The sequence below is a fragment of the Variovorax sp. J2P1-31 genome (assembly GCF_030317215.1).
GTDB lineage: Bacteria > Pseudomonadota > Gammaproteobacteria > Burkholderiales > Burkholderiaceae_C > Variovorax.
This window is the reverse complement of record NZ_JASZYA010000001.1, coordinates 380452-402487: the sequence shown is the minus strand read 5'-3', so window position 1 is coordinate 402487 and position 22036 is coordinate 380452. Positions and strand designations below refer to the sequence as shown.

The window sequence follows — 22036 nt, the reverse complement described above, 5'->3', positions numbered from 1 at the left end:
CGGCCGAAGCCGCTCAGCCCGCCGCGGCGGCGCGATGCGCCGGTGTCTCCTGCTCGATGACCTTGCTGGCGATCAGCGACGCGATCACGCCCTCCGCGATGCCCAGGCTCCTGAGCACCTCGGCCGTGTGCTGCCCCACGCCCGGCGAGGGCGTGCGGATGGAGGCCGGCGTCTTGCTCAGTTCGACCGCCGGCGCCACCGCCTTGACCCGTCCGATGGCCGGGTGCTCGTAGCTCGTGATCATCTTCATGTGCCGCACCTGGGGATCCTGCTCGACCTCCAGGTGCGTCTTGATCTCGCCGCACCAGATGCCGGCCTTGAGCAAGGCCTCCAGCAGGTCCGCGCGCTGCCAGCGACGCGTGTGCTCGGACAGCAGCCGGTGCACCACATCGCGCTCCTCGAACAGCCGCTTCGGGTCGTCGAAGGCGGCCAGCTCGGGCGCCTCGAGCACCTTCAGCAGCGTCGCGAACGGGCTCATGGCGATGGTGAGATAGCCGCTGGCGGTCTCGTAGATGCCGAAGGGCGCGTCCATGCCCGGATGGCCGATGCCTGAGCGGGGGCGCTCGAAGTTCTCGTTGAAGTTCAGCACGCTCATCAGCTCCTGCGCCTGGTGCGCGAGCAATCCGGCCAGCAGGTTGACCTTCACCTCCTGACCCATGCCCGTGCGGCCGCGCCAATGCAGCGCCGTCAGGATCCCGTAGACCATGTTCATGGCGCCGACCTGGTCGGCGAAGCCCGCGCCCACCGGCACCGGCGGGCCGTCGCCGCGCCCGGTCGCGGCCGCCAGGCCCGTGAGGCCCTGGATCAGCAGGTCCTGCCCCGGCCGATCGACGTAAGGCCCCGATTCGCCGTAGCCGGAGCCCGAGCAGTAGATCAGGCCCGGATGGAGGGCGCTCAGCGCCTCGTACCCGTAACCCAGGCGATCGAGCACCCCGGGCCGGAAGTTCTGCACCACCACGTCGACCTGGGGAATGATCTCGTGGATCAGCGCGCGGGCTTCGGGCGACTTGAGGTCGATCGCGATCGACTTCTTGTTCCGGTTCCAGGCGACGAAGTTCGGGCTCTCCGAGCCGCCCAGCCAGCGGTTGTTGAAGGTCAGTTGCCTGAACATCTCGCCGGCGCCGGGCCGCTCGACCTTGATCACGTGGGCGCCCATGTGGGCCAGCAGCATGGTGGCGAAAGGGCCCTGCAGCAGGTGGCTGAAATCGAGGATGGTGATGTCGTCGAGTGCTTGGCTCATGGTGTCTCCGTTGGATTTCATTGTTCTTCAGGCGCTCTTGCGCGCGAATTCGTCGATGCGCGCCAGCGCATAAGGGGTTTCGTGCAAGGCGTTCAGCGCCTGGCGCTCCCTTGCCAGTCCGGCGTCGAAGGGCAGGTCGCGCGCGTCGCGTGCGAGCCGCTTGAGCGCGACGAGGGCCGGCAGCGACGCCTCGGCGAAGCGCTCGCACCATTGGCGCGCGGCCGCCAGCGCGTCGCCATCGGCGAGCACGTTCACCACACCCCATTCATGCCACAGCGGCGCGGGCCGTGCCGCACCGGTCATGAGCAGTTCCACCGCGCGGTTGTAGGGCAGCTTCCTCAGCAGGCGCTGCGTGCCGCCGCCGCCGGGAACCAGCCCCAGCCGGCTCTCGGGCAGGCCGAGCTTGGCATCGCGCTGGGCGACGACCAGGTCGGCCGCCAGCGCGATCTCGAAGCCGCCGCCCAGGGCATAGCCGTTGACGGCCGCGACGACGACCTTGTCGGCTTGTTCGATCAGTTCGTAGACGCGTGCGCCACGTTCCTGGAAGTCCGCGAAGCTTTGCGGATTCAACTGCGCGTACTCCTTGATGTCCGCGCCGGCCATGAAGGAGGTCCCATGCCCGCCCAGGATCACGACCTTGACTTGCGGATTCGCGCTCGCTTCGGCCAGCGCGTCGCACAGCGCGTCGATCATCCGCGAGTTCATGGCATTGAGCTGCGCGGGCCGGTTGAAGAGGATCGTGGCGACATGGTCGCTCACACTGGATGTCACAAGAGGCTGCGTCATGCGTTGCTCGCTTGAAGAATGGGGGTGCGTCCTTGCTCGCGCGCGGACCAGGCATCGCCGTAGAGCGTGTCCAGGGCCCTGCGCAGCTCGCCCAGGGAACATTGGCCGCGCAGGCAGCGGTTGATCTCCACGCCGGCCGCTTCGATGAAGGGCACGAAGCCGGCGAAGCGCGGCCTGACGAACGCGCCGTCGAGCGAGGGCAAGGTGCGCGCGAAGAAGTCGTGGGCCTGGGCGTTGGCGTGGTCGCTTCGCCAGGCCGCGGCGCTGCCCGGCTGTCCGCCCGCTTCCAGGTACAGGCCGCCCTGCACCTCGGCGCCGTGCACCCAGGCCACGAAGCGGGCCGCCTCGCCGGCTTGGTCGCTGTGGCGCGAGATCGCCATGCCGGCGCCGCCGAGCAAGGCGCCGCGCGAAGGCACCTCGCCGGGGCCGGCCAGGGGCGCGAACTGAAGCCAGGGCGTGCGACCGGCGCGCGCGTAGTTCGAGTAGCCGAAGGCCGCGGGGCAATACACCATCCGGTCGGACGCGACCATTTGCTCGTACATGCGGATCGGGTTGTCGTCCAGGCAGCTGGCCTGGGCGTTCTCCGCCAGCCAGTGCAGATGGCCCATGACCTGCGCCAGGCCGGGGCCGGGGAGGAATTCGCCATCCGCCATCGACGCGGCATGGCCCAGGTTGGCCGCCAGCGTGAGGAGCGTGCAGGCGGCATCGGTCGGCGTGCCGGCCCAGGCCAGGGTCTGGCCGTTGGCCCTCGCCCGGGCCGCCAGGCGCACGACGTCCTGCCAGTCGCGCGGCACGGGTGCATCCAGCGCCGCCATCAGTTCGGGGCGGTAGCTGGCGACATGCGCGGCCGCATCGGTCGGCAGCGCGAACAGGGCCTCGTCCCAGGCGTACGAAGGCCCCGAGGGGCCCACGCCCTGCGCCACCAGCGCGTCGAGCACGTCGGCGGCGATCCATTCGCGCAGGTCGAGGAAGCAGCGCGTGCGCGCCGCCTGGCCCATGAAGGGGTGGTCGATCACCAGCAGGTCGAAGGAGCGCGCCAGTTCCTCGATCGGAAAGGCACCGAAATCGTGGAGCGACCGCTTGTGCCACTCGATCGACACATGCGGGTGGTCCTGCGCGTAGCGCGCGGCGCATGCGACCAGGGGGTCGTAACCCCGCGGATGGTCCCAGGTGAGTCCGCGCAGCCGGTGCGTCACCGTCATGGCGCGGCCCCGGCACCCGCCTGCGTGAAGCCGAGCAAGCCGGCGAGCCGGTGGGCGGTCTGCTGCGCCATCGCCCGTGCCGACGCCAGATCGACGCGCAGCCCGACCTGGCTGAGGAACGGAACCGTCAGCGCGGCCACGGCCGCTCCCCGGTGGTCGCGGATCGCGAAGCTCAGATTGGTCACGCCTTGCACGATCGGGCTCAGCAGTTCCTCGCTGGCCTGGGTCGAAGCGGACAGCAGCCGCTCCTGCAGCTGCCGCGGGGCGATGCCGGGCGCCGCGGCGATCCATTGCGGCCATTGCTCGGCCTGCTGGTAGGCCACCAGCACGACGCCCGAACTGGTCTCCAGCGCCGGGAAACGGGCGCCGACGCGCACGCTGTAGTTCATGGGCAGGGGGCTGGCCACGCTGGCGACGATCAGCACCGCGTCGCGGTCGAGCACGGCCAGATGGCACGATTGCTCCATCTGTTCGGCAAGGGCCTGCATCAGGGGGGTGGCCAGTCCGATGAGCCGCTCGGTGGGCGGATGGCGATGGGTCAGCTCGAACAGCTTGCCGGTCAGGAAATAGCGTTCGGAGGACGCGTCCTGGGAGATGACGCCGCGCGACGAGAGCGCGAGCGCCACGCGATAGATCTCGCTGATCGTGCGGTTGAGCTGGGTCGCGATCTCCGCCAGCGGCAGGCCGTTGACCTGCGCCGCCAACAGCTCGATCACGTCCAGTGCCTTGTCGACGGCAGGCGCCGAGTACTGCGGTTGTTTGTCGGTCTTGCCTTCGGTGGTCTTGGTCATTCGTTGGATCGTATGAAGAATTGCATGGTGGTCGTCTTCGGGATGCGGCCTCAGTCCGCGCGGATGTCGTTCGCCTTCACGACCTCGCCCCAGGTCGTGTAGTAGTCGTGGGTCATCGCCTTCAGGCGCTCCGGCGGCCCGCCGCCCGGCTCGTCGCCCCGGTCGATCAGCATCTTCGTGGTGGCCGGGTCGGCCATGGTCTTGTTGAGGGCGGCATTCGCCTTTTTGACGATCTCCGGCGACAGGCCCGGCGGACCGTAGAGCCCGATGAAGGAGGTCACCACGAAGTTCCTGACGCCGATCTCGGCCGCAGTCGGAATGTCGGGGAAGGCCGGCACGCGTTGCTGGCTTGTCACCATGAGCGCGCGCAGCTGCCCCGTCTTGAGGAAGGGCGCGATCACCGACACCGCGTCGAACATGAGGGTGACCCGGCCCGCCAGCAGGTCCTGCATCGCGGGCGCACTGCCCTTGTAGGCGATGTGGTTCATCTTCGGCTTGCCCATGCGGTCGCGCAGCAGCTCCATCGCCGCCTGCGTCAGGCTGCCCGGCCCGGACGACGCATAGTCGACGCCGCCCTTCGCCTGCTCCTGCGCCTTGACCCAGGCCACCAGCTCGTTGAAGTCCTTCGCGGGCACGCTGGGATGCACGGCCAGCACCAGACCCGACTGCAGCAGCAGGCCGATGGGCAGCAGCAGCCGTGGATCGACCATCGGCGTGTTGCGGTAGGTGTGCGGGTTGAGCGTCATGTTCCCGCCGTTGCCCACCAGCAGGCGGTAGCCGTCGGTCGGACCCTTCAGCACGTACTCCACGCTGATGTTGCCGCCGGCACCTGGCCGGTTGTCGATGACGAAGGGCTGCCCCAACGCCGCCTGCAGGCCCGCGGTCTGCACCCGCATGGCGAAGTCGGTCTGGCCTCCGGGCGGCGCGCCCACCACCACGGTCACGGCCTTGTCCGGCCAGCTTCCCGGTCCCTGGGCGGACGCATTCGGGGGCATCAGGGCCGCGCCGAGCAGGCCGGCCCCGGTGGCCAGCACGTCACGCCGCGAGCGAAGAGCAGCAGTCGATGTCATCTTGTCTCCATTTCTATTTATGAAACTTCATTCTCATCCATGAAAGTTTCTGAAAATGACAGGGATTTCCCTGACGCCCAGCGCGAAGCGCCGGTCGTGCCGTTCAACTGCAAGGAATGGGGAGGGAAACGCCGCGGCGAAGGTGGTGGCGCGCGCGGTGTGGCCCGGGCGCTATCGGCGGGCGCCGGGCATCGTTCGCCTGGCCGCGTCATGCCAGGCGTTCAGCTTCATCCCGCCACCACCACATGCGCCTGGATCTTGCCGCTCACCGGCCCGTCGCCATGTCGCTCGGCAATGGCCTGCGACACACGGTCCGTGGCCAGCGCCAGCAGGCTGGCGTCGCGCACCTCGATCTCGTTGCGCAGCGGCGTGCCCTGGCAATAGGCGATGGCGACGTGGCGCGCCGAAGGCGCATGGCTCGCCTTCTCGCGCGTCTCGATCGAGATGTCGGTGAAGCCGGCGCGGCGCAATTCCTCGCGGATCAGCGCGACGTCGTGGTAGCCGTGCGGCGTGCAGGCGATGAATCGCGGCGGGTCGTGCGGGAACAAGGCGGCGACGGCCTGGGAGACCTCGTCGGCAAAGGCGTTCTCCTCGATGCGGTCCCAGACGCTCAACAGGAAGCGTGCGCCCGGCTTCAACACGCGCCGCGCCTCGGCATAGCCGGCGACCCGGTCGGGGAAGAACATCGCACCGAACTGGCAGAGCACCACGTCGAAGGTCGCGTCCTCGAAGGGCAGGTCCAGCGCATCCGCCTGCCGCCATTCGATGCGGCCATCCGGCGGCTGCCGGCCGGCGGCATGGTCGAGCATGGCCTGGCTGAGGTCGGTCACCACGTAGCGCGCGCCGGTGCCGAGCCTTGGCGCCAGCGCCCGCGTGACGACACCGCTGCCGGCCGCCGTTTCCAGCACCGCCTCGGGCAGGCCCGCCGCAGCCAGCACCGCCATGTCGGCCGCATAGGCCTCGAAGATCAGCGGGACCATCAGCGTGTCGTAGAGCTTCGGGATCGAGCCCGCGAACATCCTGTCACTATCGGCCATGACGTCTCCTTGGACCAGCACTTGCCGGCCATTGCAGCGCCACCCCGTCCGCGTTCGATCTGCTGCCCGCGGCCCCGACGGCGATCCGCCATGGTGGCCCTGCGCAAGACCACCGTCAACGTCGCGCCGCATCCTCTTTCAAGGGTGGGGTCAAAGCGCTGCGGTCATCTCCGGCATCGCCACGAACAGGTCCGCCACCAGGCCGTAGTCGGCCACCGAGAAGATCGGTGCCTCTTCGTCCTTGTTGATCGCCACGATCACCTTCGAATCCTTCATGCCCGCCAGATGCTGGATCGCGCCCGAGATGCCGGCCGCGATGTAGAGCTGCGGCGCCACGATCTTGCCGGTCTGGCCGACCTGCCAGTCGTTCGGGGCGTAGCCCGCGTCGACAGCCGCGCGGCTGGCGCCCAGGCCCGCGTTGAGCTTGTCCGCCAGCGGTGCCATCACCTCCTGGAACTTCTCGGCGCTGCCCAGGGCGCGGCCGCCCGAGACGATGATCTTGGCGGCCGTCAGTTCGGGGCGCTCGCTCTTCGTGACCTCGCGGCCCACGAAGCTGCTCTTGCCGCTGTCGGCCACGCCTTCGGCGGTTTCGACCGAAGCCGAGCCACCGGTGGCAGCGGCGGCGTCGAAGCCGGTGGTGCGCACCGTGATGACCTTGGTCGCATCGCCGCTCTGCACGGTCGCGATCGCGTTGCCCGCGTAGATCGGACGCTCGAAGGTGTCTGCGCTCACCACGGCCGTGATGTCGCTGATCTGCGCCACGTCCAGCTTGGCGGCCACGCGCGGGGCCACGTTCTTGCCGTTGGCGGTCGAGGGGAACAGGATGTGGCTGTAGTTGCCGGCGATCGCCAGCACCTGGGCAGCAACGTTCTCCGCCAGGTTCTCGGCCAGGCTGGGGCTGTCGGCCACGATGACCTTGGTGACGCCGGCGATCTGCGCGGCGGCCTTGCCGGCTTCGGCGGCGTTGGCGCCGGCCACCAGCACATGGACTTCACCGCCGCAGGCGATGGCCGCGGTCACGGTGTTGAGGGTGGCGGGCTTGACCGTGGCGTGGTCGTGTTCGGCAATGACAAGTGCGCTCATGTTCAGATCACCTTCGCTTCGTTCTTCAGTTTGTCCACCAGGGTCGCGACGTCGGGCACCTTGATGCCGGCACCGCGCTTGGGCGGCTCGCTGACCTTGAGGGTCTTCAGCCGCGGCTTGACGTCCACGCCCAGGTCCTCGGGCTTGAAGGTGTCGAGCTGCTTCTTCTTCGCCTTCATGATGTTGGGCAAGGTCACGTAGCGCGGCTCGTTCAGGCGCAGGTCGGTCGTGATCACGGCCGGCAGCGTCAGCGTCAGCGTCTCCATGCCGCCGTCGACTTCGCGCGAGACGGTGGCCTTGTCGCCCGCCACTTCGACCTTCGAGGCGAAGGTGGCTTGGGGCAGGTCGGCCAGCGCGGCCAGCATCTGGCCGGTCTGGTTGGCGTCGTCGTCGATGGCCTGCTTGCCCAGGATGATCAGCTGGGGCTGTTCCTTGTCGACCAGCGCCTTGAGCAGCTTGGCGACGGCCAGCGGCTGCAGTTCTTCGGTGGTCTCGACCAGGATGCCGCGGTCGGCGCCGATGGCCATCGCGGTGCGCAGGGTTTCCTGGCACTTCGCGTCGCCGCAGGAGACGGCGATGACCTCGGTCACCACGCCCTTCTCCTTCAGGCGCACAGCCTCTTCGACGGCGATCTCGTCGAAGGGGTTCATGCTCATCTTGACGTTGGCGATGTCGACGCCCGTGCCGTCGCTCTTCACACGGACCTTGACGTTGTAGTCGACGACCCGTTTGACGGGCACCAGTACTTTCATATCTTCACCAGCTCCGGATTTGCGACCAAGACCACATGCTTGGTTCGAGCCGCATCGCGATGCGGCCGCCTGCAGTGTTGCCAAGGCGCCGGCCCGCGGGCCGAAGATAAGACCTGCCGATGCAATGCTTAAGGCCGGCGCCTCAGTCGCCGCCCTCGGACGCCACCAGCGCCTCTTCGCCCAGCCCCAGCGCGAGCGCGATGTCCTGCGACAGCTGGCGCCGCACCGCGATGCGGATCAGGTCGCGCACCTCGGCAGGCAAGGTGCCCATCTCGCCCTGGCGGTAGGCCAGGTAGAAGGTGCGGCTCACGTCGACGTAGGGCCGGCCGTGGCGCGTGAAGGCCGACATCGGCACCACCCGCACGTCGGGCAGGAACTGCCGCGACTGCCAGAGGCACAGCGGCGTCGTCAACGCGAAGCCCATGTCGTTGGCGACCAGGCTGATCAGCGGGTCGGTGGTGTCGAATTCGTAGGTGCGCTCGAGCACGTCGCCGCAGCGCTGCAGGTAGTCGTCGACCTGCTGGCCGATCACCGAGCGCGCGCTGTAGCGGATGAACTTGAGCTGCCGCTCGATCTCGGTCAGCGAACCCAGCGGGCCGAGGTCGAACTTGGCGGGCAGCACCGCATAGAACTTCTCCGAGAACAGCGACGCGCGCGCGATGCCGGCCGCGCCGTGCAGGCTGGTGGTGACGGCCAGGTCCAGCTGCCGGCCTTCGATGGAGGCGTCGAGCGTGGGCGTGATGCCGGACCAGAGCCGGATCTGGTGCGAGGAACCGGCCAGCCCCTTGATCAGCAGCGGCCCGACCGTGGCCGCGAAGGAATCGACGCAGCCGATGCGCACGGTCATGCGCTTGGCGCGGCTCAGGCCGCGGACGCTCTCGACCAGCTGGTCGGCCTGCGTCAGCAGTTCCTTGGCGTGTTCGAACAGGCGTTGCCCGGCGGCGGTGGCTTGCGCGGGGCGCGTGGTGCGGTCCAGCAGCGCGGTGTCGAAGAAGGTCTCGAGCTGCTTGATGCGCTGCGAGACCGCCGCCTGCGAGATGTTGAGCAGCGTGGCGGCATCGGACACGCTGCCCGATTCGATGACCGCGATCCAGCTCACCAGCAGGTCCAGATCGGGCAGACCCTTCTTGCTGTTGGGATTCATGCGCTCGATTACAGCACAGGCCCCCGGCGGTTCTCGCACCCTATGCGTCGCGCGTGACGAGCTGCAGCATGGCCGCGCCCAGCATTCTTTCCAGCAGCGGCTGGACCTTCGCCGCGAGGTCCGCGCGGTAGGCAAAGGGCGCTTCCTCGTTCATGTAGACCGACTGGCACATCTCCAGCTGGATCGCATGCACGCCCGCCGCCGGCTGCCCGTAGGCCCGCGTGATATAGCCGCCCTTGAAGCGGCCGTTGGCCACGTGCGTGAACGCACCGGCACTGTCGAGCACCGGCTGGACCGCCGCCGCCAGGATGTCGGCGGCGCAGGCCGCGCCGTCGTTGGTGCCCAGGTTCAGGTCGGGCAGCTTGCCCTCGAACAGCCGCGGCAGCACGCTGGCGATCGAATGCGCCTCCCACAGCAGCACCTGGCCGTGCAGCGCGCGCAGCCGGTCCAGCTCCTGCCGCAACGCATCGTGGTACGGCTGCCAATAGGTGGCCCGGCGCCGCTGGATCTCCGCAGCGTCGGGCGCATGGCCCGCGCGATAGAGCGGCTCGCCGCGGAAGCTCTCGGTGGGGCACAAACCGGTGGTGGTCTGGCCCGGGTAGAGGCTCTCGCCGCCCGGCGGCCGGTTGAGGTCGATGACGTAGCGCGAGACCGTCGCGCCCAGCACCGAGGCGCCCATGGCGCGGGCGAAGCCGTAGAGCGTGTCCAGGTGCCAGTCGGTGTCGCGCACGCCGAGCGCCTCGGGCGTGAGGCCGCCGCGGAGCTCGTCGGGCAGCGCGGTGCCCAGATGCGGGATGGAGATCAGCAGCGGCACGTCGCCCTGCACGAGGTTGAAAACGGTCGAGGTCATGGGAAGGAAAGTGATGCGATCGGCGGTGGCCCATGCTGGCCCGCGCGCGGGGCCGCTGCCATAGCTCAAGCGGCGCTGATGCTGAAAATCAGTTTAGGGAATGTCCAGCGGTAACGAAGGGGCGGCTCTTAGGCTTGCGCCCATCCGTTTTTACCTAGTCAGGACTGTGGAATGAAAAGCTATGACGCGATCGTGATCGGCGCGGGTGTGATCGGCACCTCGGTCGCCTATCACCTCGCCCGCCTCGGCTGCACCAACGTGCTGGTGCTGGACCGCACGCAGATCGGCGCCGGAACGACGTCGCAATCCAGCGGCATCCTGCGCACGCACTACTCGGTGATCGAGAACGTGCGGCTGGCCCAGGCCTCGTGGCGCATCTTCAACGATTTCTCCAACTACCTGCAGGACGAGGAAGCCTCGGCCGGCCTGGTGAAGTCGGGCTACCTGATCGCCGCGCCCGAAGGCGCCAAGCTCTCGCCCTTGCGCGCCGCCCTGGAAGCCCAACGCGCCCAGGGCATCCAGGTCGACCTGCTGGACGCGCACCAGGCCGCGAGCCTGCTGCCGATCGCCCGCTTCGATGATGCCGCCCTGATCGGCTTCGAGCCCGAGGCCGGCTTTGCCGACGCCTACCTGGTCGCGACCAGCTTCGCCCGCACGGCGCGCCGGTTGGGCGTGAAGATCAAGGAAGGCGTGGAGGTCCACCAGCTGATCGTCGAGAACGGCCGCGTGGCCGGCGTCCAGACCTCGGAAGGCCGCTTCGACGCACCCACGGTGATCAGCGTGCAGAACATCTGGTCCACCGACATCGAGCGCTGGACCGGCATCAAGAGTCCCGTCAAGGCCGAACGCCATGCGGTGCTGGCCCTCGAAGGCCCCGAGGCCTACACCTTCAAGATGCCGGTCTACAAGGACCTGGGCTCGCCGGGCATGCTGTACTGCCGCAGCTACGGCGGCAACCAGATGCTGGTCAGCGAAGGCATCGTCGGCGAGACGCTGGCGGCGCCCGACAACGAACAGGGCGACATCAGCATGGACTACATGGTCGAGGTCGGCGAACAGGTGGCGGAGCGCTTCCCCAGCTTCGAGACGGCCGGCGTCGCCTCGTCGTGGACCGGTGTGTACGACGTCACGCCCGACTGGAACCCAGTGCTGGGCCGACTGCCGGAGCTGCCGGGCCTGGTGGTCGGCTACGGCTTCTCGGGGCACGGCTTCAAGCTGTCGCCGGCCGTGGGCCTGGTGCTCGCGCAATCGGCCCTGGGTCTGAAGACCGAGGTCGACATCGAGCCCTATGCGCTCGAGCGCTTCCGCACCGGCGGCCTGCTCACCGGCAAGTACGGCCTGGGCGCGGTGTCCTGAGGCGGTGATGGGCCGCTTCGCGCTCGACCGCCTGCCGGTCACGCTCTGGCGCAACGGCGGCGGCGAGACGCGCGAGATCGGCCAGGGCCGCTTCGGCGACAGCGCGGCCGCGGCGGGCCCCGATGGCTGGGACTGGCGGCTCAGCGTCGCCACCATCGCCGGCGATGGCGCGTTCTCCAGCTTCGCCGGCGTCGACCGCAGCGCGGTGCTGGTCGACGGCGCGGTCACGCTGAGCTCCGACGCCCAGGTCCTGTCATGGACGGCCGTGGGCGAGCTTCATGCCTTCGCGGGTGAAACGGCCTTCGGCGCCCGGCTGGCGCAAGGCCCCGCGCGCTTCTTCAACGTGATGGCGCGGCGTGCGAACGCGCGCGCCGAGCTGAGCGTGCGGCGCGCGGATTTCGCCATCGACCCCTCGGTGGCCGCGCCGCTGTGCCTGCTGGTGCTGCAGGGGCATTTTCAGGTCGCCACGCGCTCCGGCATGCAGACGCTCGATGCCGAACAGGGCCTGCTGCAGGCCTGTCCGCAGGAAGCGATGCAGGTCGTGCGGCTCGGCGCGGCCGGCTGCATCGTGGCCGTCCAGCTGCATCCGACCTAGGCGAGACAAGAACCGATCCGCAGGCGTATGCTCCGGCGCTGCGGAGGGGTTTCCATGCTGCCCATCGTCAGTTCGCTCATCGCCACCGTCGTCCTGCTGGTCTGGATGGGCTTCTTCATGATGGGCTCGCTGCCCCTGCTGATCCTTGCGCACGACACGCCGCTGGATTCGCGCTTCATCCGCGGACTGTTCAACGTCTATTACCTGGCGGTGATGCTGACGGCCAGCGCCGCGGCGCTGTGCTACGGCTGGACCGGCCGGCCCTTCTTCGCGCTGGGCATGGCCGCGATCGCCGTGCTGGCCTTCGCGCTGCGCCGCTGGATCATCATCCCGCGCATGGACCGGCTGCGCGAGACGATCCCGCAGGTGCAGGCGTCGGCCCTGCGCTTCCGGCGGCTGCACATCGCCGGGATGATGCTCAACGTGGTGCAACTGGGCGGCGTGGCCTGGTCGCTGACGCGGCTGGGGCTGTAGCTCAGGCCCGGTCGGGCAGGATTTCCATCACGTCGCCGTTGGTGGGCGTCGCATCCTCGTGGTAGACGTCGTAGAGGTACTGGGCCAGTTCCTCGCGCGTGACTTCGGACGGCACCGCGAGCTCGACGCGGCGCCGCTTGCCCTCGTTGCCCACGAGGTAGCAGTGCCAGCGTTCGCCCACGCGTTCGATGGCCATGCGGCGGCCGAACACGTCGAAGCGGTAGCTGGCCATCGATCTCAGTAGAAGATCCAGAGCGCCAGGCCGCCGAAGATCGCCCACTTCACCAGGTAGTAGGCGCGGCGGTCCCAGGCCTTGAGGCGCTTGCCGATCACGCGCACCTGGTAGATGTACTTGAAGGCGCGGTTGATGCCGCCCGTCTTGTCGCCCGCGTCGTTGGGCGAGCTGGCGGCGGCCAGCACGTTCTTCGCGAACCAGCGGTTCACCGCCATGGCCCAGCGGTACTTCATCGGCCGCTCGATGTCGCAGAACAGGATCACGCGGTCGTGGTCGGTGGTGTTCTCGGCGTAGTGGATGTAGGTCTCGTCGAAGACCACGGCCTCACCGTCGCGCCAGTGGTAGCGCTGGCCGTCGACGTCGATGTAGCAGCCCTCGACGCCGGGCGTCCACAGGCCCAGGTGGTAGCGCAGCGAGCCGGCGAAGGGGTCGCGGTGGCGCACCAGCCGGCTGCCGGGCGGCAGCTCGGCGAACATCGCGGCCTTGACCGTGCCCAGGCCCTTCAACAGTTCGGTCGTGCGCGGGCACAACACCGCGGCCGAGGGATGCGCCTCGTCGTACCACTTGAGGTAGAAGCGCTTCCAGCCGCTCTTGAAGAAGGAGTTGAAGCCCACGTCGTTGAACTGGCTCGAGGCCTTGATGCTGCCGCCGTTGCGCATCGCCAGCGCCTCTTCACGGATGATTTCCCAGTTCTGCTCCAGCACCCGCATCTCCGGGAACTCCGCCGGCGACAGGTAGGGCGTGCTCGGCACCTTGGAGAACATGTACATGAACACGTTGAGCGGTGCCAGGAAGCTCGAGTGGTCGGACAGCTGGCGCAGGAAGCGATGCCGGACCTGCCCGCGGAAATGGACATAGAGTGCGCTGAGCACAAAGATGGCGAGGACGATCCACTTCACGGCAAGTCTCCAGGAATACGAGGCGGTATTTTCGTTCAGTCCGGAAACGGCCGTCGGCACACCGCGGTGCGGGCCGTGGGCGATCGGGTATCGCCCGGGTCCGGGAACACCGCGCAGTATCCGCCAAGCGACGGGGCCCTGCTTCAGAAAGTCTTCAGGCGCCGCGGGTAAGCGGCCGCGAGTTCAGGTGACGTAACCACCATCCACATACAGCGTCGAGCCGGTCATGAAGCCGTTGCCCATGAGGAAGAGCACCGCCTCCACCACCTCCTCCACCGTGCCGACCCGGCCCAGCGGCGCGCCCTGGGCGAAGCTCTCGAAGGCCGCCTCGCGCAATGCGGCCGGCCGCGCGCGCCAGAGCTCGCTGTCGATGGTGCCGGGCGACACGGTGTTGAAGCGCCGCGGCGCCAGCTCGCGCGCCAGCGCCCGGCCCAGCCCCTCGATCGCGCAGTTGCAGGCCGCGTAGGCCGCGCCGGTCAGGCCGACGCGCGCGCCCAGCGCGCCCGCCATCAGCACCACCGAGCCCTGCGCGCTCAACTTGGGCAGCGCATGCCGCACCACCCGGTACTGGCCCCAGAACTTGTGGTCCATCGGGCTGCGGGCGGTGGCCTCGTCCAGTTCGGTGAAGCGGCCCAGCGCATAGGAGGCACCGGGCGTGAACAGGTGGTCGATGGCCGGCGCGGCGGCGAAGAAGGCGGCGACCGAGGCGTCGTCGGCGCTGTCGACCCGGTGGCCGCCAGCGGCGGGCCCGAGTTGCGCGAGCGCGCGTTCGAGCCGCCGGGCGTCGCGCCCGCCGATGAACACCCGGCCGCCCGCGGCCACCACCTGTTGTGCCACGCCCAGGCCGATGCCCGAGCTGCCGCCGACGATGGCCACGGTCTTGTCTTTCATGGATTCACTCTCCTTGCGCTGATGGGGAGCCTGGATGCTCGCGCGCGCCCGGCCATGGGTCGAGCGCAAAATCGGCACGCCATTGGCGACGCCTAGGCACCAATCGCCCTCGCCGCCCTTTCCCTTTCATGATCTCCATCGACCAACTCACCGGCATCCGGGCCTTCGTCGAGACCGCCCAGGCCGGCAGCTTCACGCTGGCCAGCGAAAGGCTGGCGCTGTCGCGCTCGGCCGTGAGCAAGGCGGTCGCGCGGCTGGAGGCGCAGCTGGGCGTGCGCCTGCTGCACCGGAGCACGCGCCGGCTCGCGCTCACCGAGGACGGCCGCGCCTTCCACCGGCACTGCCTGCGCGCGCTCGCGACGCTGGCGCAGGGCGAGTCCGAGCTGCGGCAGAAGCAGGGCGCGGTGGCGGGCACGCTGCGCATCGAAGTGCCGGTGCTGTTCGGGCGGCAATGGATCGCGCCCGCGCTGCTCGAGCTGGCGCGCGAACATCCGGCGCTGCACCTGGACATCGCCTTCCTCAACCGCTTCGGCGACCTGGCCGGCGGGCAGGTCGACCTGGCGGTGCGCATCGGCGCGCTGCCCGACAGTCCGAACTTGGTGGCGCGCCCGCTGGGCGTGCAGCGCACCGTGATCTGCGCCGCCCCGGCCTACCTCGCGGCGCGGGGCCGGCCGGCCGACCCTGCCGAACTGGCCGCGCACGACTGCCTGGTCGAAGGCCGCGACAGCCGCTGGCTGCTGGCCGATGCGCAGGGCGAACTGCAGGCCTTCGCGCTGGGCGTGCGTCTCACGCTGCGCGATGCGATGGCGCTGCGCGACGCGGCCGTCGCCGGCTTCGGCCTGGCCCGGTTGCCGCGCTGGCTGGTGGCCGCGCAGCTGGCCGACGGCAGGCTGGAAGAAGTGCTGCCGCAGCAGGCCTCGGCCGCGTCGGCCCTGCCGATCCATGTGATCTGGCCGCACCAGGGGGCGCTGGCGGCGCGGCAGCGCGCGGTGGTCGACCACCTGCTGGCGCGCTTCCTGCCGCTCGCGCCCTGGGAACGCTGACTCAGCTCGCGCGGACTTCGGCGGAGCGGTCCCAGAGGTTCGGCAGCACGGTGTTCGAATAGCCCGAGACGAAGGGCTTGCGCCCGCCCTCGGCCGGGTAGGTGTGGCGCCGCACGCCGCCGATGTTGGCGCCGTAGACATGGATGCTGACCGACACCCGGTCGTCGTACACGTTGCGCACGCGGTGCACGTCGCCGATGCGCGGCGACACCGCCTCGACATCGCCCGGCACCAGCCGGACCGCCTCGCCCTGCGCCACCCAGCGGCCCTCGCGCTCGGCATAGCCCTGGCTTTCCTCGGCGCCGCGCAACATGCCGATCAGGCCCCAAACCGTGTGATCGTGCACCGGCGTGGCCTGGCCCGGGCCCCAGACGAAGCTCACGACCGAGAAGCGCTCGGTCGAGTCGGCATGCAGCAGCAGCTGCTGGTAGTGCACCGGATGCGGCTGCGCGAAGGCCTCGGGCAGCCAGTCGTCGCGCGACACCAGCGTGCGCAGCAGCGCGCCGCCTTCCTGCAGGATGCGCGCCTCGTCGGGGCCGGTGTCGAGCAGGTGGCCGAAGGCGACCACGAAGTCGCGCAGCGGCGCGATGGTGGGGGTTGCAGAGGGAGTGGTCATGGGGAGGTTCTTGAAGGAAGGTGAGCGCTTCAACGCGCCCGGGCGCTGTTCGCGGCCGCGGCCAGCAGCACCGCCGCGCAGTCGCGCGCCAGCAGGGCCGCGCCGGCGTCGCGCTGGATCAGGATCTGCGCCATCGCGCCGTCGTAGAGCAGGTTGAGCTGCGCGGCCAGCGTCGCGCGCTTCGGCCAGGCGGCGGGCAGCAGGGCCTCGAACATCGCCAGCACCGCGTCCTTGTGGCCGCGCGCGATGGCGCGGACTTCTTCGGAGGTCTCGTTCTCCGCCACCGCCAGCATGAAGGCACAGCCGCGGAAGTCGGGTGTGCCGCCCTTCACATGCAGCAGCTCGAACACCGACAGCGCCTGCGCGACGCCATCGGCAGGGCCCTTCTCCAGCCCCTTGCGCAACGCCTCCATCACCCGGTCGTGGCGGCGCTGCAGGCAGGCCGCCACCAGCGCGTCCTTGCCGGAGAAGTAGCGGTACATCGTGGCCTTGGCGACACCGGCCTCGAGGATGATCCGGTCCACGCCGACCGACTTGGTGCCTTCGCGGTAGAAGAGCGCGCCCGCGGTGTCGATGATGTGGTCCAGCAGCGTGGTCGCAGGGGGAGTGGCAGTCGTGGAGGTCATGGGCTCGGCTTGAAGGAACGGCGCGCGGGCCGCGAAGGGCGGTCGCACAAAATCATAGGGCCGCCGCGAGCAGGCGTCGCGTGTAGTCGTGCGCAGGCCGGTCCAGCACCTGGGCGGCCGCACCGGTCTCGAGCAGTTCGCCGCGGTACATCACGGCGATGCGGTCGGCGATGTACGACACCACCGAGAGATCGTGCGTGATGAACAGCAGCGCGAGCCCGCGCGACTGCTGCAGGTCGGCCAGCAGGTTGAGGATCTGCGCCTGCACCGACACATCGAGCGCCGACACCGCCTCGTCGCAGATCAGCAGCTGCGGCTCGCCCGCGAGCGCACGCGCGATGCCCACGCGCTGGCGCTGCCCACCCGACAGTTCGTGCGGGCGCCGCGGCAGCAGGCTGGCCGGCAGGCCCACGGCATCGAGCAGCGCCGCGGGTGGGGCCGAGGCCGCACCGCGTCCCAGCAGCGCGATCGGCTCGCGCAGGATGCGTTCGATGGTGAAGCGCGGGTCGAAGGCCGCCGCGCTGTCCTGGAACACCATGCCGATGCGGCGGCGCTGCGCCAGCGAGCGCGCGGCCGCCGCGAGCGGCACGCCCTGCCCGGCCAGCGCCAGCGTGCCCTGGCGCACCGGCACCATGCCCATCAGCGCGCGCGCCAGCGTCGACTTGCCCGAGCCGGACTCGCCGACCACCGCCAGCACTTCGCCCGCCTGGACCTGCAGCGACACGCCGCGCACCGCGTCGACGCGGCCGTTGCGCCCCTCGAAGCGCACGTGCAGACCGTGCGCGGCCAGCAGCGGCGCCGTCATGCGGCCACCGCCATCGGCACCTCGAGCCGCCCCTCGGCCGCCGCATGGCACCACACGGTGCCGCCGGCCAGCCGAAGGGCGTCGGGGCTCGACGTTTCGCAGCGCGCGGTCGCCAGGCCGCAGCGGCCCGCGAAGGCGCAGCCCGGTCCGGTCTGGCCCGGCGGCGGCACGCGGCCCGGGATCTCGGCCAGCCGCGGGCGCGGGCCCTCGACCGGCCGGCGGCGCGGCCTGGCCGCCATCAGCGCGCGCGTGTAGGGATGGCGCGAGCCCTCGAGCAGCGCGTCGGCGCGCCGGTCCTCGACCGCGCGGCCTGCGTACATCACGGTCACGCGGTCGGCCCAGCGCGCCACCAGGTTCAGGTCGTGCGTGATGATCACCAGCGCCATGCCGCTCTCGCGCTGCAGGCCCTGCAGCAGCGCGAGGATCTCGGCCTGCACCGTGGCGTCGAGCGCGGTGGTGGGCTCGTCGGCGATCAGCACCTCGGGCCGGTGGGCCACGGCGATGGCGATCAGCACACGCTGGCGCATGCCGCCCGAGAGCTGGTGCGGATAGGCTGCGAAGCACTGCGCGGGCTGCGGCAGCTTCACCCGCGCCAGCAGCGCCAGCGCTTCCTCGCGCGCGGCCCGCGCGCCGACGGGCCGGTGCGCGAGGATCGTCTCGACGATCTGCTCGCCCACGGTCAGCACCGGGTTGAGCGCGGCCATCGGGTCCTGGAACACCATCGCGATGCGCCGGCCGCGGCGCGTGCGCCAGGCCGCCTCGGACAGCGCCGTGACGTCATCGCCCAGCAGCTCGATGGCCCCGCCCGCGATGCGCACGCCCTCGGGCAGCAGCCCGGCCAGCGCCAGCGCGGTGAGCGACTTGCCGCAGCCCGATTCACCGACGATCGCCAAGGTCTCGCCACGCGCGACCTGCAGGTCGAGCCCGCGCACCGCTTCGACGCGGCCACCGTCCGCGGGCACGGAGATGGCCAGGCCGCGGGCCTTCAGCACGGTGCTCACGACGTACCTCCGCGCCGCAGGTGCTGCGCCAGACCGTCGCCGATCAGGCTCAGCGCGGCCACGGCCAGCACGATGGCCGCGCCGGGGATCAGGGTCATGTAGGGCGCGTCGAGCAGCGCCTCGCGCGAGGCGCCGATCATGCCGCCCCAGCTGATGCGGTTGCTGTCGCTCATGCCCAGGAAGGCCAGGCCGGCTTCGGTCAGCACCGCCAGCGCGGTCAGCACCGAGGCCGCGACGATCACCGGCGCGAAGGCGTTGGGCAGGATGTGCGTGAGGATCACGCGCGCATGGCCGCCGCCCATCACCTGGCAGATCTTCACGTAGTCGCGCTCGCGCAGCGCCAGCGTCTCGGCGCGCACCAGCCGCGCCACCATCGTCCAGCTCGTGACGCCGATGGCCAGCACGATGTACGGCAGCTGCGAGCCCATGATCGCCACCAGGATGATGGCGAAGAGGAAATGCGGGATCACCTGGAACAGCTCGGTGACGCGCATCAGCAGGTGGTCGACCCAGCCGCCGAAGTAGCCGGCCAGCAGGCCCACCGTGGTGCCCAGCACGGTCGCGATCACGGTGGCCGACAGGCCCACCAGCAGCGAGACGCGCGCACCATGCGCCAGGCCGGCGGCGATGTCGCGGCCCATGATGTCGGTGCCCAGCGGGAACTGCGGATCGGCGCCCGGCGGCAGAAAGGACGGCCCCGCGAGATCGAAGGGGTCGCCCGGGTAGAGCCAGCCGGCCAGCAGCGCGACCGCGAGCTGCAGGGCCAGCAGCGCGGTGCCGATCTTCAACGACAGCGGCCAAGCGGTCCAGCCGCGCCAGAGCTTCGCGCCGGGCCGAGGTGCCGCTGCGGGCAGAACCGGCGCACGGGGCCGTGCGACGGCGGACACGGCGATGCCTTCGGTGGTCTTCATTTCAGCCTCACCCGCGGGTCCAGCACGGCATAGAGCAGATCGACCGCGAGGTTGACCAGCACCACCAGCGTGCCGCTGCACAGGATCAGCCCGGCCAGCAGGTTGTAGTCGCGCTGCTGCATGGCCTCGAAGGCCAGCCGGCCCAGGCCGGGCCAGGCGAACACGGTCTCGACCAGGATCGCGCCGCTGAGCAGCGCGCCGGTCTGCATGCCGATCACCGTGACCAGCGGCAGCAGCGCATTGCGCAGCACGTGGCGCAGCGTGATGCGGCCGGCCGACAGGCCCTTGGAACGCGCGGTGCGCACATGGTCCTGGCCATAGACCTCGAGCATCGCGCCGCGCGTGAAGCGCGCATAGATCGCCGCATGCAGCGCGCCCAGCGTAACGGCCGGCAGCACCAGGTGCCGCGCCACGCTGAGCGCATGCGCCCACGGGCCCTCGACGCCATAGGCATCGACGAAGCCGCCCACCGGCAGCCAGGGCAGCGCCACCGCGAACACCAGCATCAGGCCGATGCCCAGCAGGAAGCCGGGCGTGGCATAGACCAGCAGCGCGGCGATACCGATCAGACGGTCGACCGGCCGGCCGCGGCGCGCGGCGGCCAGCGCGCCCGCGCTCACGCCGATGCCCACCGCCACCGCCAGGCCGGCCGCGGCCAGCAGCAGCGTGGGCCCGAGACGCGCGCCGATCAGTGCCGTCACGCTCGCGTTGTTGCGGAAGGAGAAGCCCAGGTTGCCGCTCAGCACATTGCGCATGTAGAGCAGGAACTGCACGTGCAGCGGCTGGTCGAGCCCGAAGCTCTGGCGCAGGCGCGCGAGGTACTCGGGCGAGCCGCCGCCGGCCTCGCCCGCCAGCACCTGCACCATGTCGCCCGGCGCGAGCTGCAGCAGCACGAAGGCGGTCAGCAGGATCAGCAGCAGCGTGGGCACCATCTGCAGCACGCGCGTCAGCACGTAGGGACGGCGACGGGTGCGTGCGACGGGCGCCGCGTCGGCGTCGATGCTCAGGGTGCGAGCCATGCGTTCTTCAGCGAGTCGTAGGCGCTGTCCGAGCCGGTCGCCAGGCCCTGGAGGCGTCGCGAGGCGATGGTGTACATGCGGTTCTCCAGCAGCGTGAAGCTGGGCAGGTCGGCCTGCGCCTGGCGCTGTACCTTCTTGTAGAGCTCGACGCGGCGCTCCTCGGTCGCGGCCTCGTGCGCGGCCTCGATCAGGCCGTCCATCGCGGGGTTGCTGTAGCCCGAGCCGTTGGACCAGGGCACGTCCTTGAGGATGGTCTTCGACCAGAACACGCGGTCGGTGCCGATCTGCGGGTCGCCCATCGCGGTGCGGTGCGTGACGATGAAGTCGAAGTCGTTCTGGCTGTAGACGCGGCGCATGAACTGCGGCAGGTCCTGGCCGCGGATGGTCACCTCGATGCCCACGCGGCGCAGCGACTGCTTGATGAACTCACCGTAGCGCAGGTAGCTTTCGCCGAAGGGCAGCCAGTCGAGCGTGACCGCGAAGCGCGTGCCGTCGGCGCGGCGCGGCAGGCCGGCCTCGTCGAGCAGGCGCTCGGCCTGCTTGACGTCGAAGGCATAGGCCGGCAGGTCGTTCGTATAGAAGCGGCCCTGCGTCGACAGCACGGGCGAGGTGCCGGGCTTGGCCACGCCGCGCGTCGTGACCTTCGACAGCGCCTGCAGGTCGATCGCATGCGCCACCGCGCGGCGCACGCGCACGTCGTTGAAGGGCGGCTTGCGCACGTTGAAGTCGACCGCGACGCTGGAGCCCAGCCAGTCGTAGCCGCGGAACTCGACGCGCAGCTTCGGGTTCTTCTGCGCGCGCTCGAGGTCGTTGATCGAGATCGGCATTAGCACGCCGTACTGCACCGCGCCGGTGTCGAAGGCCGCATAGCGCGCGGTGGCGTCGGGAATGATGCGGTAGACCAGCTGGTCGAGGTAGGGCTTGCCGGCGTCCCAGTAGTCGGGGTTGCGCTCGAGCACGATGCGGTCGCCGCGCACCCACTCCTTGAAGCGGAAGGGGCCGGTGCCCACGGGCTTGGCGTTCCACGGGTTCTGCACGATGTCCGTGCCTTCGTAGAGGTGCTTGGGGATCACCTGCGACTCGCCGCTGTTGAGCGCGCGCAGCACCACGCCCGAGGGGTTGCGCAGCTTGAACACGACGGTCAGCGGGTCGGGCGTCTCGACCGATTCGACCGCCGCGAAGGTGGCGCGGCCGCGCGGATGGATCTTGCGCCAGACCTCGTCGAAGGAGAACTTGACGTCGGCCGAGGTGAAGGGCTTGCCGTCGTGCCAGCGCACGTTGGGGCGCAGCGTGAAGCGCACCGTCTTGCCGTCGGGGCTCACGTCCCAGCGGGTCGCGAGCTCGGGCTCGAGCTTGAAGTCCTCGCCGAAATGGATCAGGCCGTCGAAGAGCTTGGTCGAGATCGCCGACACCGCCCCCTGCTGGTTGAAGGCCGCGGTCAGCACCGCGGGCTCGCCGGGGTTGGACACCACGACCAGCGTGCCGCCGCGGAGGGGGGCCTGGGCCTGGGCGCCCAGCGCCGTCGCCAGGAAGGTCGTCATGAGAAGAAGCGCGCGCAGGGCGCCCGCCGGAGCAAAGGATCGCATCGGTGAAGGACTCGGTGGGAAGGG

At 70.0% G+C, this 22036-nt stretch carries 24 protein-coding genes; 4 read left to right on the top strand and 20 right to left on the bottom strand.

Features of this window, described 5'->3' with window-relative positions; genetic code table 11:
• Positions 1–13: 13 nt before the first annotated feature.
• The 10 genes from QTI20_RS01900 to hutG all read right to left on the bottom strand — a co-directional run bounded on the left by QTI20_RS01900 (position 14) and on the right by hutG (position 9955).
• A complete protein-coding gene (locus tag QTI20_RS01900) occupies positions 14–1240 on the bottom strand; it encodes a CaiB/BaiF CoA transferase family protein (protein ID WP_286550594.1) in 1227 nt (408 codons plus the stop codon).
• A gap of 27 nt (positions 1241–1267) precedes the next feature.
• Positions 1268–2026 (bottom strand): enoyl-CoA hydratase/isomerase family protein, encoded by a 759-nt coding sequence (locus tag QTI20_RS01895; protein ID WP_286550595.1) that lies wholly within the window; start codon positions 2024–2026, stop codon positions 1268–1270.
• Positions 2023–3228, bottom strand: coding sequence for an ABC transporter substrate-binding protein (locus QTI20_RS01890; RefSeq protein ID WP_286550596.1), 1206 nt, complete (start codon positions 3226–3228; stop codon positions 2023–2025). Before QTI20_RS01890 ends, QTI20_RS01895 begins: the two co-directional genes overlap by 4 nt.
• Positions 3225–4019, bottom strand: coding sequence for an IclR family transcriptional regulator (locus QTI20_RS01885; protein WP_183023004.1), 795 nt, complete (start codon positions 4017–4019; stop codon positions 3225–3227). The genes QTI20_RS01890 and QTI20_RS01885 overlap by 4 nt, the downstream gene beginning before the upstream one ends.
• A 50-nt stretch (positions 4020–4069) precedes the next feature.
• Positions 4070–5089: a Bug family tripartite tricarboxylate transporter substrate binding protein gene (locus QTI20_RS01880; RefSeq protein ID WP_183023003.1), complete on the bottom strand. Its 1020-nt coding sequence runs from the start codon at positions 5087–5089 to the stop codon at positions 4070–4072.
• Between the two features lie 227 nt (positions 5090–5316).
• Complete coding sequence (locus tag QTI20_RS01875) at positions 5317–6126, bottom strand: class I SAM-dependent methyltransferase (protein WP_286550597.1); 810 nt, start codon at positions 6124–6126, stop codon at positions 5317–5319.
• Between the two features lie 150 nt (positions 6127–6276).
• Positions 6277–7209 (bottom strand): electron transfer flavoprotein subunit alpha/FixB family protein, encoded by a 933-nt coding sequence (locus QTI20_RS01870; protein ID WP_286550598.1) that lies wholly within the window; start codon positions 7207–7209, stop codon positions 6277–6279.
• Between the two features lie 2 nt (positions 7210–7211).
• Entirely contained in the window at positions 7212–7961 is a 750-nt protein-coding gene (locus QTI20_RS01865) for an electron transfer flavoprotein subunit beta/FixA family protein (RefSeq protein ID WP_198088977.1), read from the bottom strand.
• Positions 7962–8103: 142 nt separating this feature from the next.
• Positions 8104–9105: a LysR family transcriptional regulator gene (locus QTI20_RS01860; RefSeq protein ID WP_219219986.1), complete on the bottom strand. Its 1002-nt coding sequence runs from the start codon at positions 9103–9105 to the stop codon at positions 8104–8106.
• 40 nt (positions 9106–9145) lie between these two features.
• Entirely contained in the window at positions 9146–9955 is an 810-nt protein-coding gene (gene hutG, locus QTI20_RS01855) for an N-formylglutamate deformylase (RefSeq protein ID WP_286550599.1), read from the bottom strand.
• 171 nt (positions 9956–10126) lie between these two features.
• On the opposite strand from hutG, the gene QTI20_RS01850 reads away from it, so the two are divergent.
• Genes QTI20_RS01850 through QTI20_RS01840 form a run of 3 tightly spaced genes read left to right on the top strand, consistent with a single transcriptional unit; the run spans position 10127 to position 12380 of the window.
• Positions 10127–11311, top strand: coding sequence for an NAD(P)/FAD-dependent oxidoreductase (locus QTI20_RS01850; RefSeq protein WP_286550600.1), 1185 nt, complete (start codon positions 10127–10129; stop codon positions 11309–11311).
• A gap of 7 nt (positions 11312–11318) precedes the next feature.
• Positions 11319–11906, top strand: a complete 588-nt coding sequence (locus QTI20_RS01845; protein ID WP_286550601.1) for a HutD/Ves family protein — start codon at positions 11319–11321, stop codon at positions 11904–11906.
• A gap of 54 nt (positions 11907–11960) precedes the next feature.
• Positions 11961–12380: a hypothetical protein gene (locus QTI20_RS01840; RefSeq protein WP_286550602.1), complete on the top strand. Its 420-nt coding sequence runs from the start codon at positions 11961–11963 to the stop codon at positions 12378–12380.
• Position 12381: 1 nt separating this feature from the next.
• Here the strand turns inward: QTI20_RS01840 and QTI20_RS01835 are convergent, their stop codons facing one another.
• From QTI20_RS01835 to QTI20_RS01825, 3 genes are all read right to left on the bottom strand, one after another.
• Positions 12382–12612 (bottom strand): DUF7661 family protein, encoded by a 231-nt coding sequence (locus tag QTI20_RS01835; protein ID WP_286550603.1) that lies wholly within the window; start codon positions 12610–12612, stop codon positions 12382–12384.
• Between the two features lie 5 nt (positions 12613–12617).
• Positions 12618–13514 carry a lipid A hydroxylase LpxO gene (lpxO, locus tag QTI20_RS01830; protein ID WP_286550604.1) on the bottom strand — a complete coding sequence of 299 codons (897 nt, stop codon included), beginning with the start codon at positions 13512–13514 and terminating at the stop codon, positions 12618–12620.
• A gap of 183 nt (positions 13515–13697) precedes the next feature.
• Complete coding sequence (locus QTI20_RS01825; RefSeq protein WP_286550605.1) at positions 13698–14405, bottom strand: SDR family oxidoreductase; 708 nt, start codon at positions 14403–14405, stop codon at positions 13698–13700.
• Positions 14406–14533: 128 nt separating this feature from the next.
• Between QTI20_RS01825 and QTI20_RS01820 the strand changes: the two genes are divergently transcribed.
• Entirely contained in the window at positions 14534–15448 is a 915-nt protein-coding gene (locus QTI20_RS01820; RefSeq protein ID WP_286550606.1) for a LysR family transcriptional regulator, read from the top strand.
• A gap of 1 nt (position 15449) precedes the next feature.
• Here QTI20_RS01820 and QTI20_RS01815 read toward each other — a convergent pair whose 3' ends face one another.
• The 7 genes from QTI20_RS01815 to QTI20_RS01785 are packed head-to-tail and all read right to left on the bottom strand — an operon-like array spanning position 15450 to position 21967.
• The gene (locus QTI20_RS01815) at positions 15450–16064 is read right to left on the bottom strand and encodes a cysteine dioxygenase family protein (RefSeq protein ID WP_286550607.1); all 615 of its coding nucleotides are present in this window, start codon (positions 16062–16064) and stop codon (positions 15450–15452) included.
• 29 nt (positions 16065–16093) lie between these two features.
• Positions 16094–16690, bottom strand: a complete 597-nt coding sequence (locus QTI20_RS01810) for a TetR/AcrR family transcriptional regulator (RefSeq protein WP_286550608.1) — start codon at positions 16688–16690, stop codon at positions 16094–16096.
• 52 nt (positions 16691–16742) lie between these two features.
• Positions 16743–17495 carry an ABC transporter ATP-binding protein gene (locus tag QTI20_RS01805; RefSeq protein WP_286550609.1) on the bottom strand — a complete coding sequence of 251 codons (753 nt, stop codon included), beginning with the start codon at positions 17493–17495 and terminating at the stop codon, positions 16743–16745.
• Entirely contained in the window at positions 17492–18496 is a 1005-nt protein-coding gene (locus QTI20_RS01800) for an ABC transporter ATP-binding protein (protein ID WP_286550610.1), read from the bottom strand. The genes QTI20_RS01805 and QTI20_RS01800 overlap by 4 nt, the downstream gene beginning before the upstream one ends.
• Positions 18493–19407, bottom strand: a complete 915-nt coding sequence (locus tag QTI20_RS01795; protein ID WP_286550611.1) for an ABC transporter permease — start codon at positions 19405–19407, stop codon at positions 18493–18495. Before QTI20_RS01795 ends, QTI20_RS01800 begins: the two co-directional genes overlap by 4 nt.
• The gene (locus tag QTI20_RS01790) at positions 19404–20426 is read right to left on the bottom strand and encodes an ABC transporter permease (RefSeq protein ID WP_286550612.1); all 1023 of its coding nucleotides are present in this window, start codon (positions 20424–20426) and stop codon (positions 19404–19406) included. Before QTI20_RS01790 ends, QTI20_RS01795 begins: the two co-directional genes overlap by 4 nt.
• Positions 20411–21967, bottom strand: coding sequence for an ABC transporter substrate-binding protein (locus QTI20_RS01785; RefSeq protein ID WP_286550613.1), 1557 nt, complete (start codon positions 21965–21967; stop codon positions 20411–20413). Before QTI20_RS01785 ends, QTI20_RS01790 begins: the two co-directional genes overlap by 16 nt.
• Between the last annotated feature and the right edge of the window lie 69 nt (positions 21968–22036).

What these genes read in the sequence shown, in the direction of transcription:
- QTI20_RS01825 (WP_286550605.1), bottom strand. Translation starts at nt 14,405, where the DNA reads ATGAAAGACAAGACCGTGGCCATCGTCGGCGGCAGCTCGGGCATCGGC.
- QTI20_RS01860 (WP_219219986.1), bottom strand. Translation starts at nt 9,105, where the DNA reads ATGAATCCCAACAGCAAGAAGGGTCTGCCCGATCTGGACCTGCTGGTG.
- QTI20_RS01885 (WP_183023004.1), bottom strand. Translation starts at nt 4,019, where the DNA reads ATGACCAAGACCACCGAAGGCAAGACCGACAAACAACCGCAGTACTCG.
- QTI20_RS01795 (WP_286550611.1), bottom strand. Translation starts at nt 19,407, where the DNA reads ATGAAGACCACCGAAGGCATCGCCGTGTCCGCCGTCGCACGGCCCCGT.
- QTI20_RS01900 (WP_286550594.1), bottom strand. Translation starts at nt 1,240, where the DNA reads ATGAGCCAAGCACTCGACGACATCACCATCCTCGATTTCAGCCACCTG.
- QTI20_RS01890 (WP_286550596.1), bottom strand. Translation starts at nt 3,228, where the DNA reads ATGACGGTGACGCACCGGCTGCGCGGACTCACCTGGGACCATCCGCGG.
- QTI20_RS01870 (WP_286550598.1), bottom strand. Translation starts at nt 7,209, where the DNA reads ATGAGCGCACTTGTCATTGCCGAACACGACCACGCCACGGTCAAGCCC.
- QTI20_RS01790 (WP_286550612.1), bottom strand. Translation starts at nt 20,426, where the DNA reads ATGGCTCGCACCCTGAGCATCGACGCCGACGCGGCGCCCGTCGCACGC.
- QTI20_RS01820 (WP_286550606.1), top strand. Translation starts at nt 14,534, where the DNA reads ATGATCTCCATCGACCAACTCACCGGCATCCGGGCCTTCGTCGAGACC.
- QTI20_RS01865 (WP_198088977.1), bottom strand. Translation starts at nt 7,961, where the DNA reads ATGAAAGTACTGGTGCCCGTCAAACGGGTCGTCGACTACAACGTCAAG.
- QTI20_RS01850 (WP_286550600.1), top strand. Translation starts at nt 10,127, where the DNA reads ATGAAAAGCTATGACGCGATCGTGATCGGCGCGGGTGTGATCGGCACC.
- QTI20_RS01840 (WP_286550602.1), top strand. Translation starts at nt 11,961, where the DNA reads ATGCTGCCCATCGTCAGTTCGCTCATCGCCACCGTCGTCCTGCTGGTC.
- QTI20_RS01815 (WP_286550607.1), bottom strand. Translation starts at nt 16,064, where the DNA reads ATGACCACTCCCTCTGCAACCCCCACCATCGCGCCGCTGCGCGACTTC.
- QTI20_RS01875 (WP_286550597.1), bottom strand. Translation starts at nt 6,126, where the DNA reads ATGGCCGATAGTGACAGGATGTTCGCGGGCTCGATCCCGAAGCTCTAC.
- QTI20_RS01880 (WP_183023003.1), bottom strand. Translation starts at nt 5,089, where the DNA reads ATGACATCGACTGCTGCTCTTCGCTCGCGGCGTGACGTGCTGGCCACC.
- QTI20_RS01805 (WP_286550609.1), bottom strand. Translation starts at nt 17,495, where the DNA reads ATGACGGCGCCGCTGCTGGCCGCGCACGGTCTGCACGTGCGCTTCGAG.
- QTI20_RS01835 (WP_286550603.1), bottom strand. Translation starts at nt 12,612, where the DNA reads ATGGCCAGCTACCGCTTCGACGTGTTCGGCCGCCGCATGGCCATCGAA.
- QTI20_RS01785 (WP_286550613.1), bottom strand. Translation starts at nt 21,967, where the DNA reads ATGACGACCTTCCTGGCGACGGCGCTGGGCGCCCAGGCCCAGGCCCCC.
- QTI20_RS01845 (WP_286550601.1), top strand. Translation starts at nt 11,319, where the DNA reads ATGGGCCGCTTCGCGCTCGACCGCCTGCCGGTCACGCTCTGGCGCAAC.
- hutG (WP_286550599.1), bottom strand. Translation starts at nt 9,955, where the DNA reads ATGACCTCGACCGTTTTCAACCTCGTGCAGGGCGACGTGCCGCTGCTG.
- QTI20_RS01810 (WP_286550608.1), bottom strand. Translation starts at nt 16,690, where the DNA reads ATGACCTCCACGACTGCCACTCCCCCTGCGACCACGCTGCTGGACCAC.
- QTI20_RS01895 (WP_286550595.1), bottom strand. Translation starts at nt 2,026, where the DNA reads ATGACGCAGCCTCTTGTGACATCCAGTGTGAGCGACCATGTCGCCACG.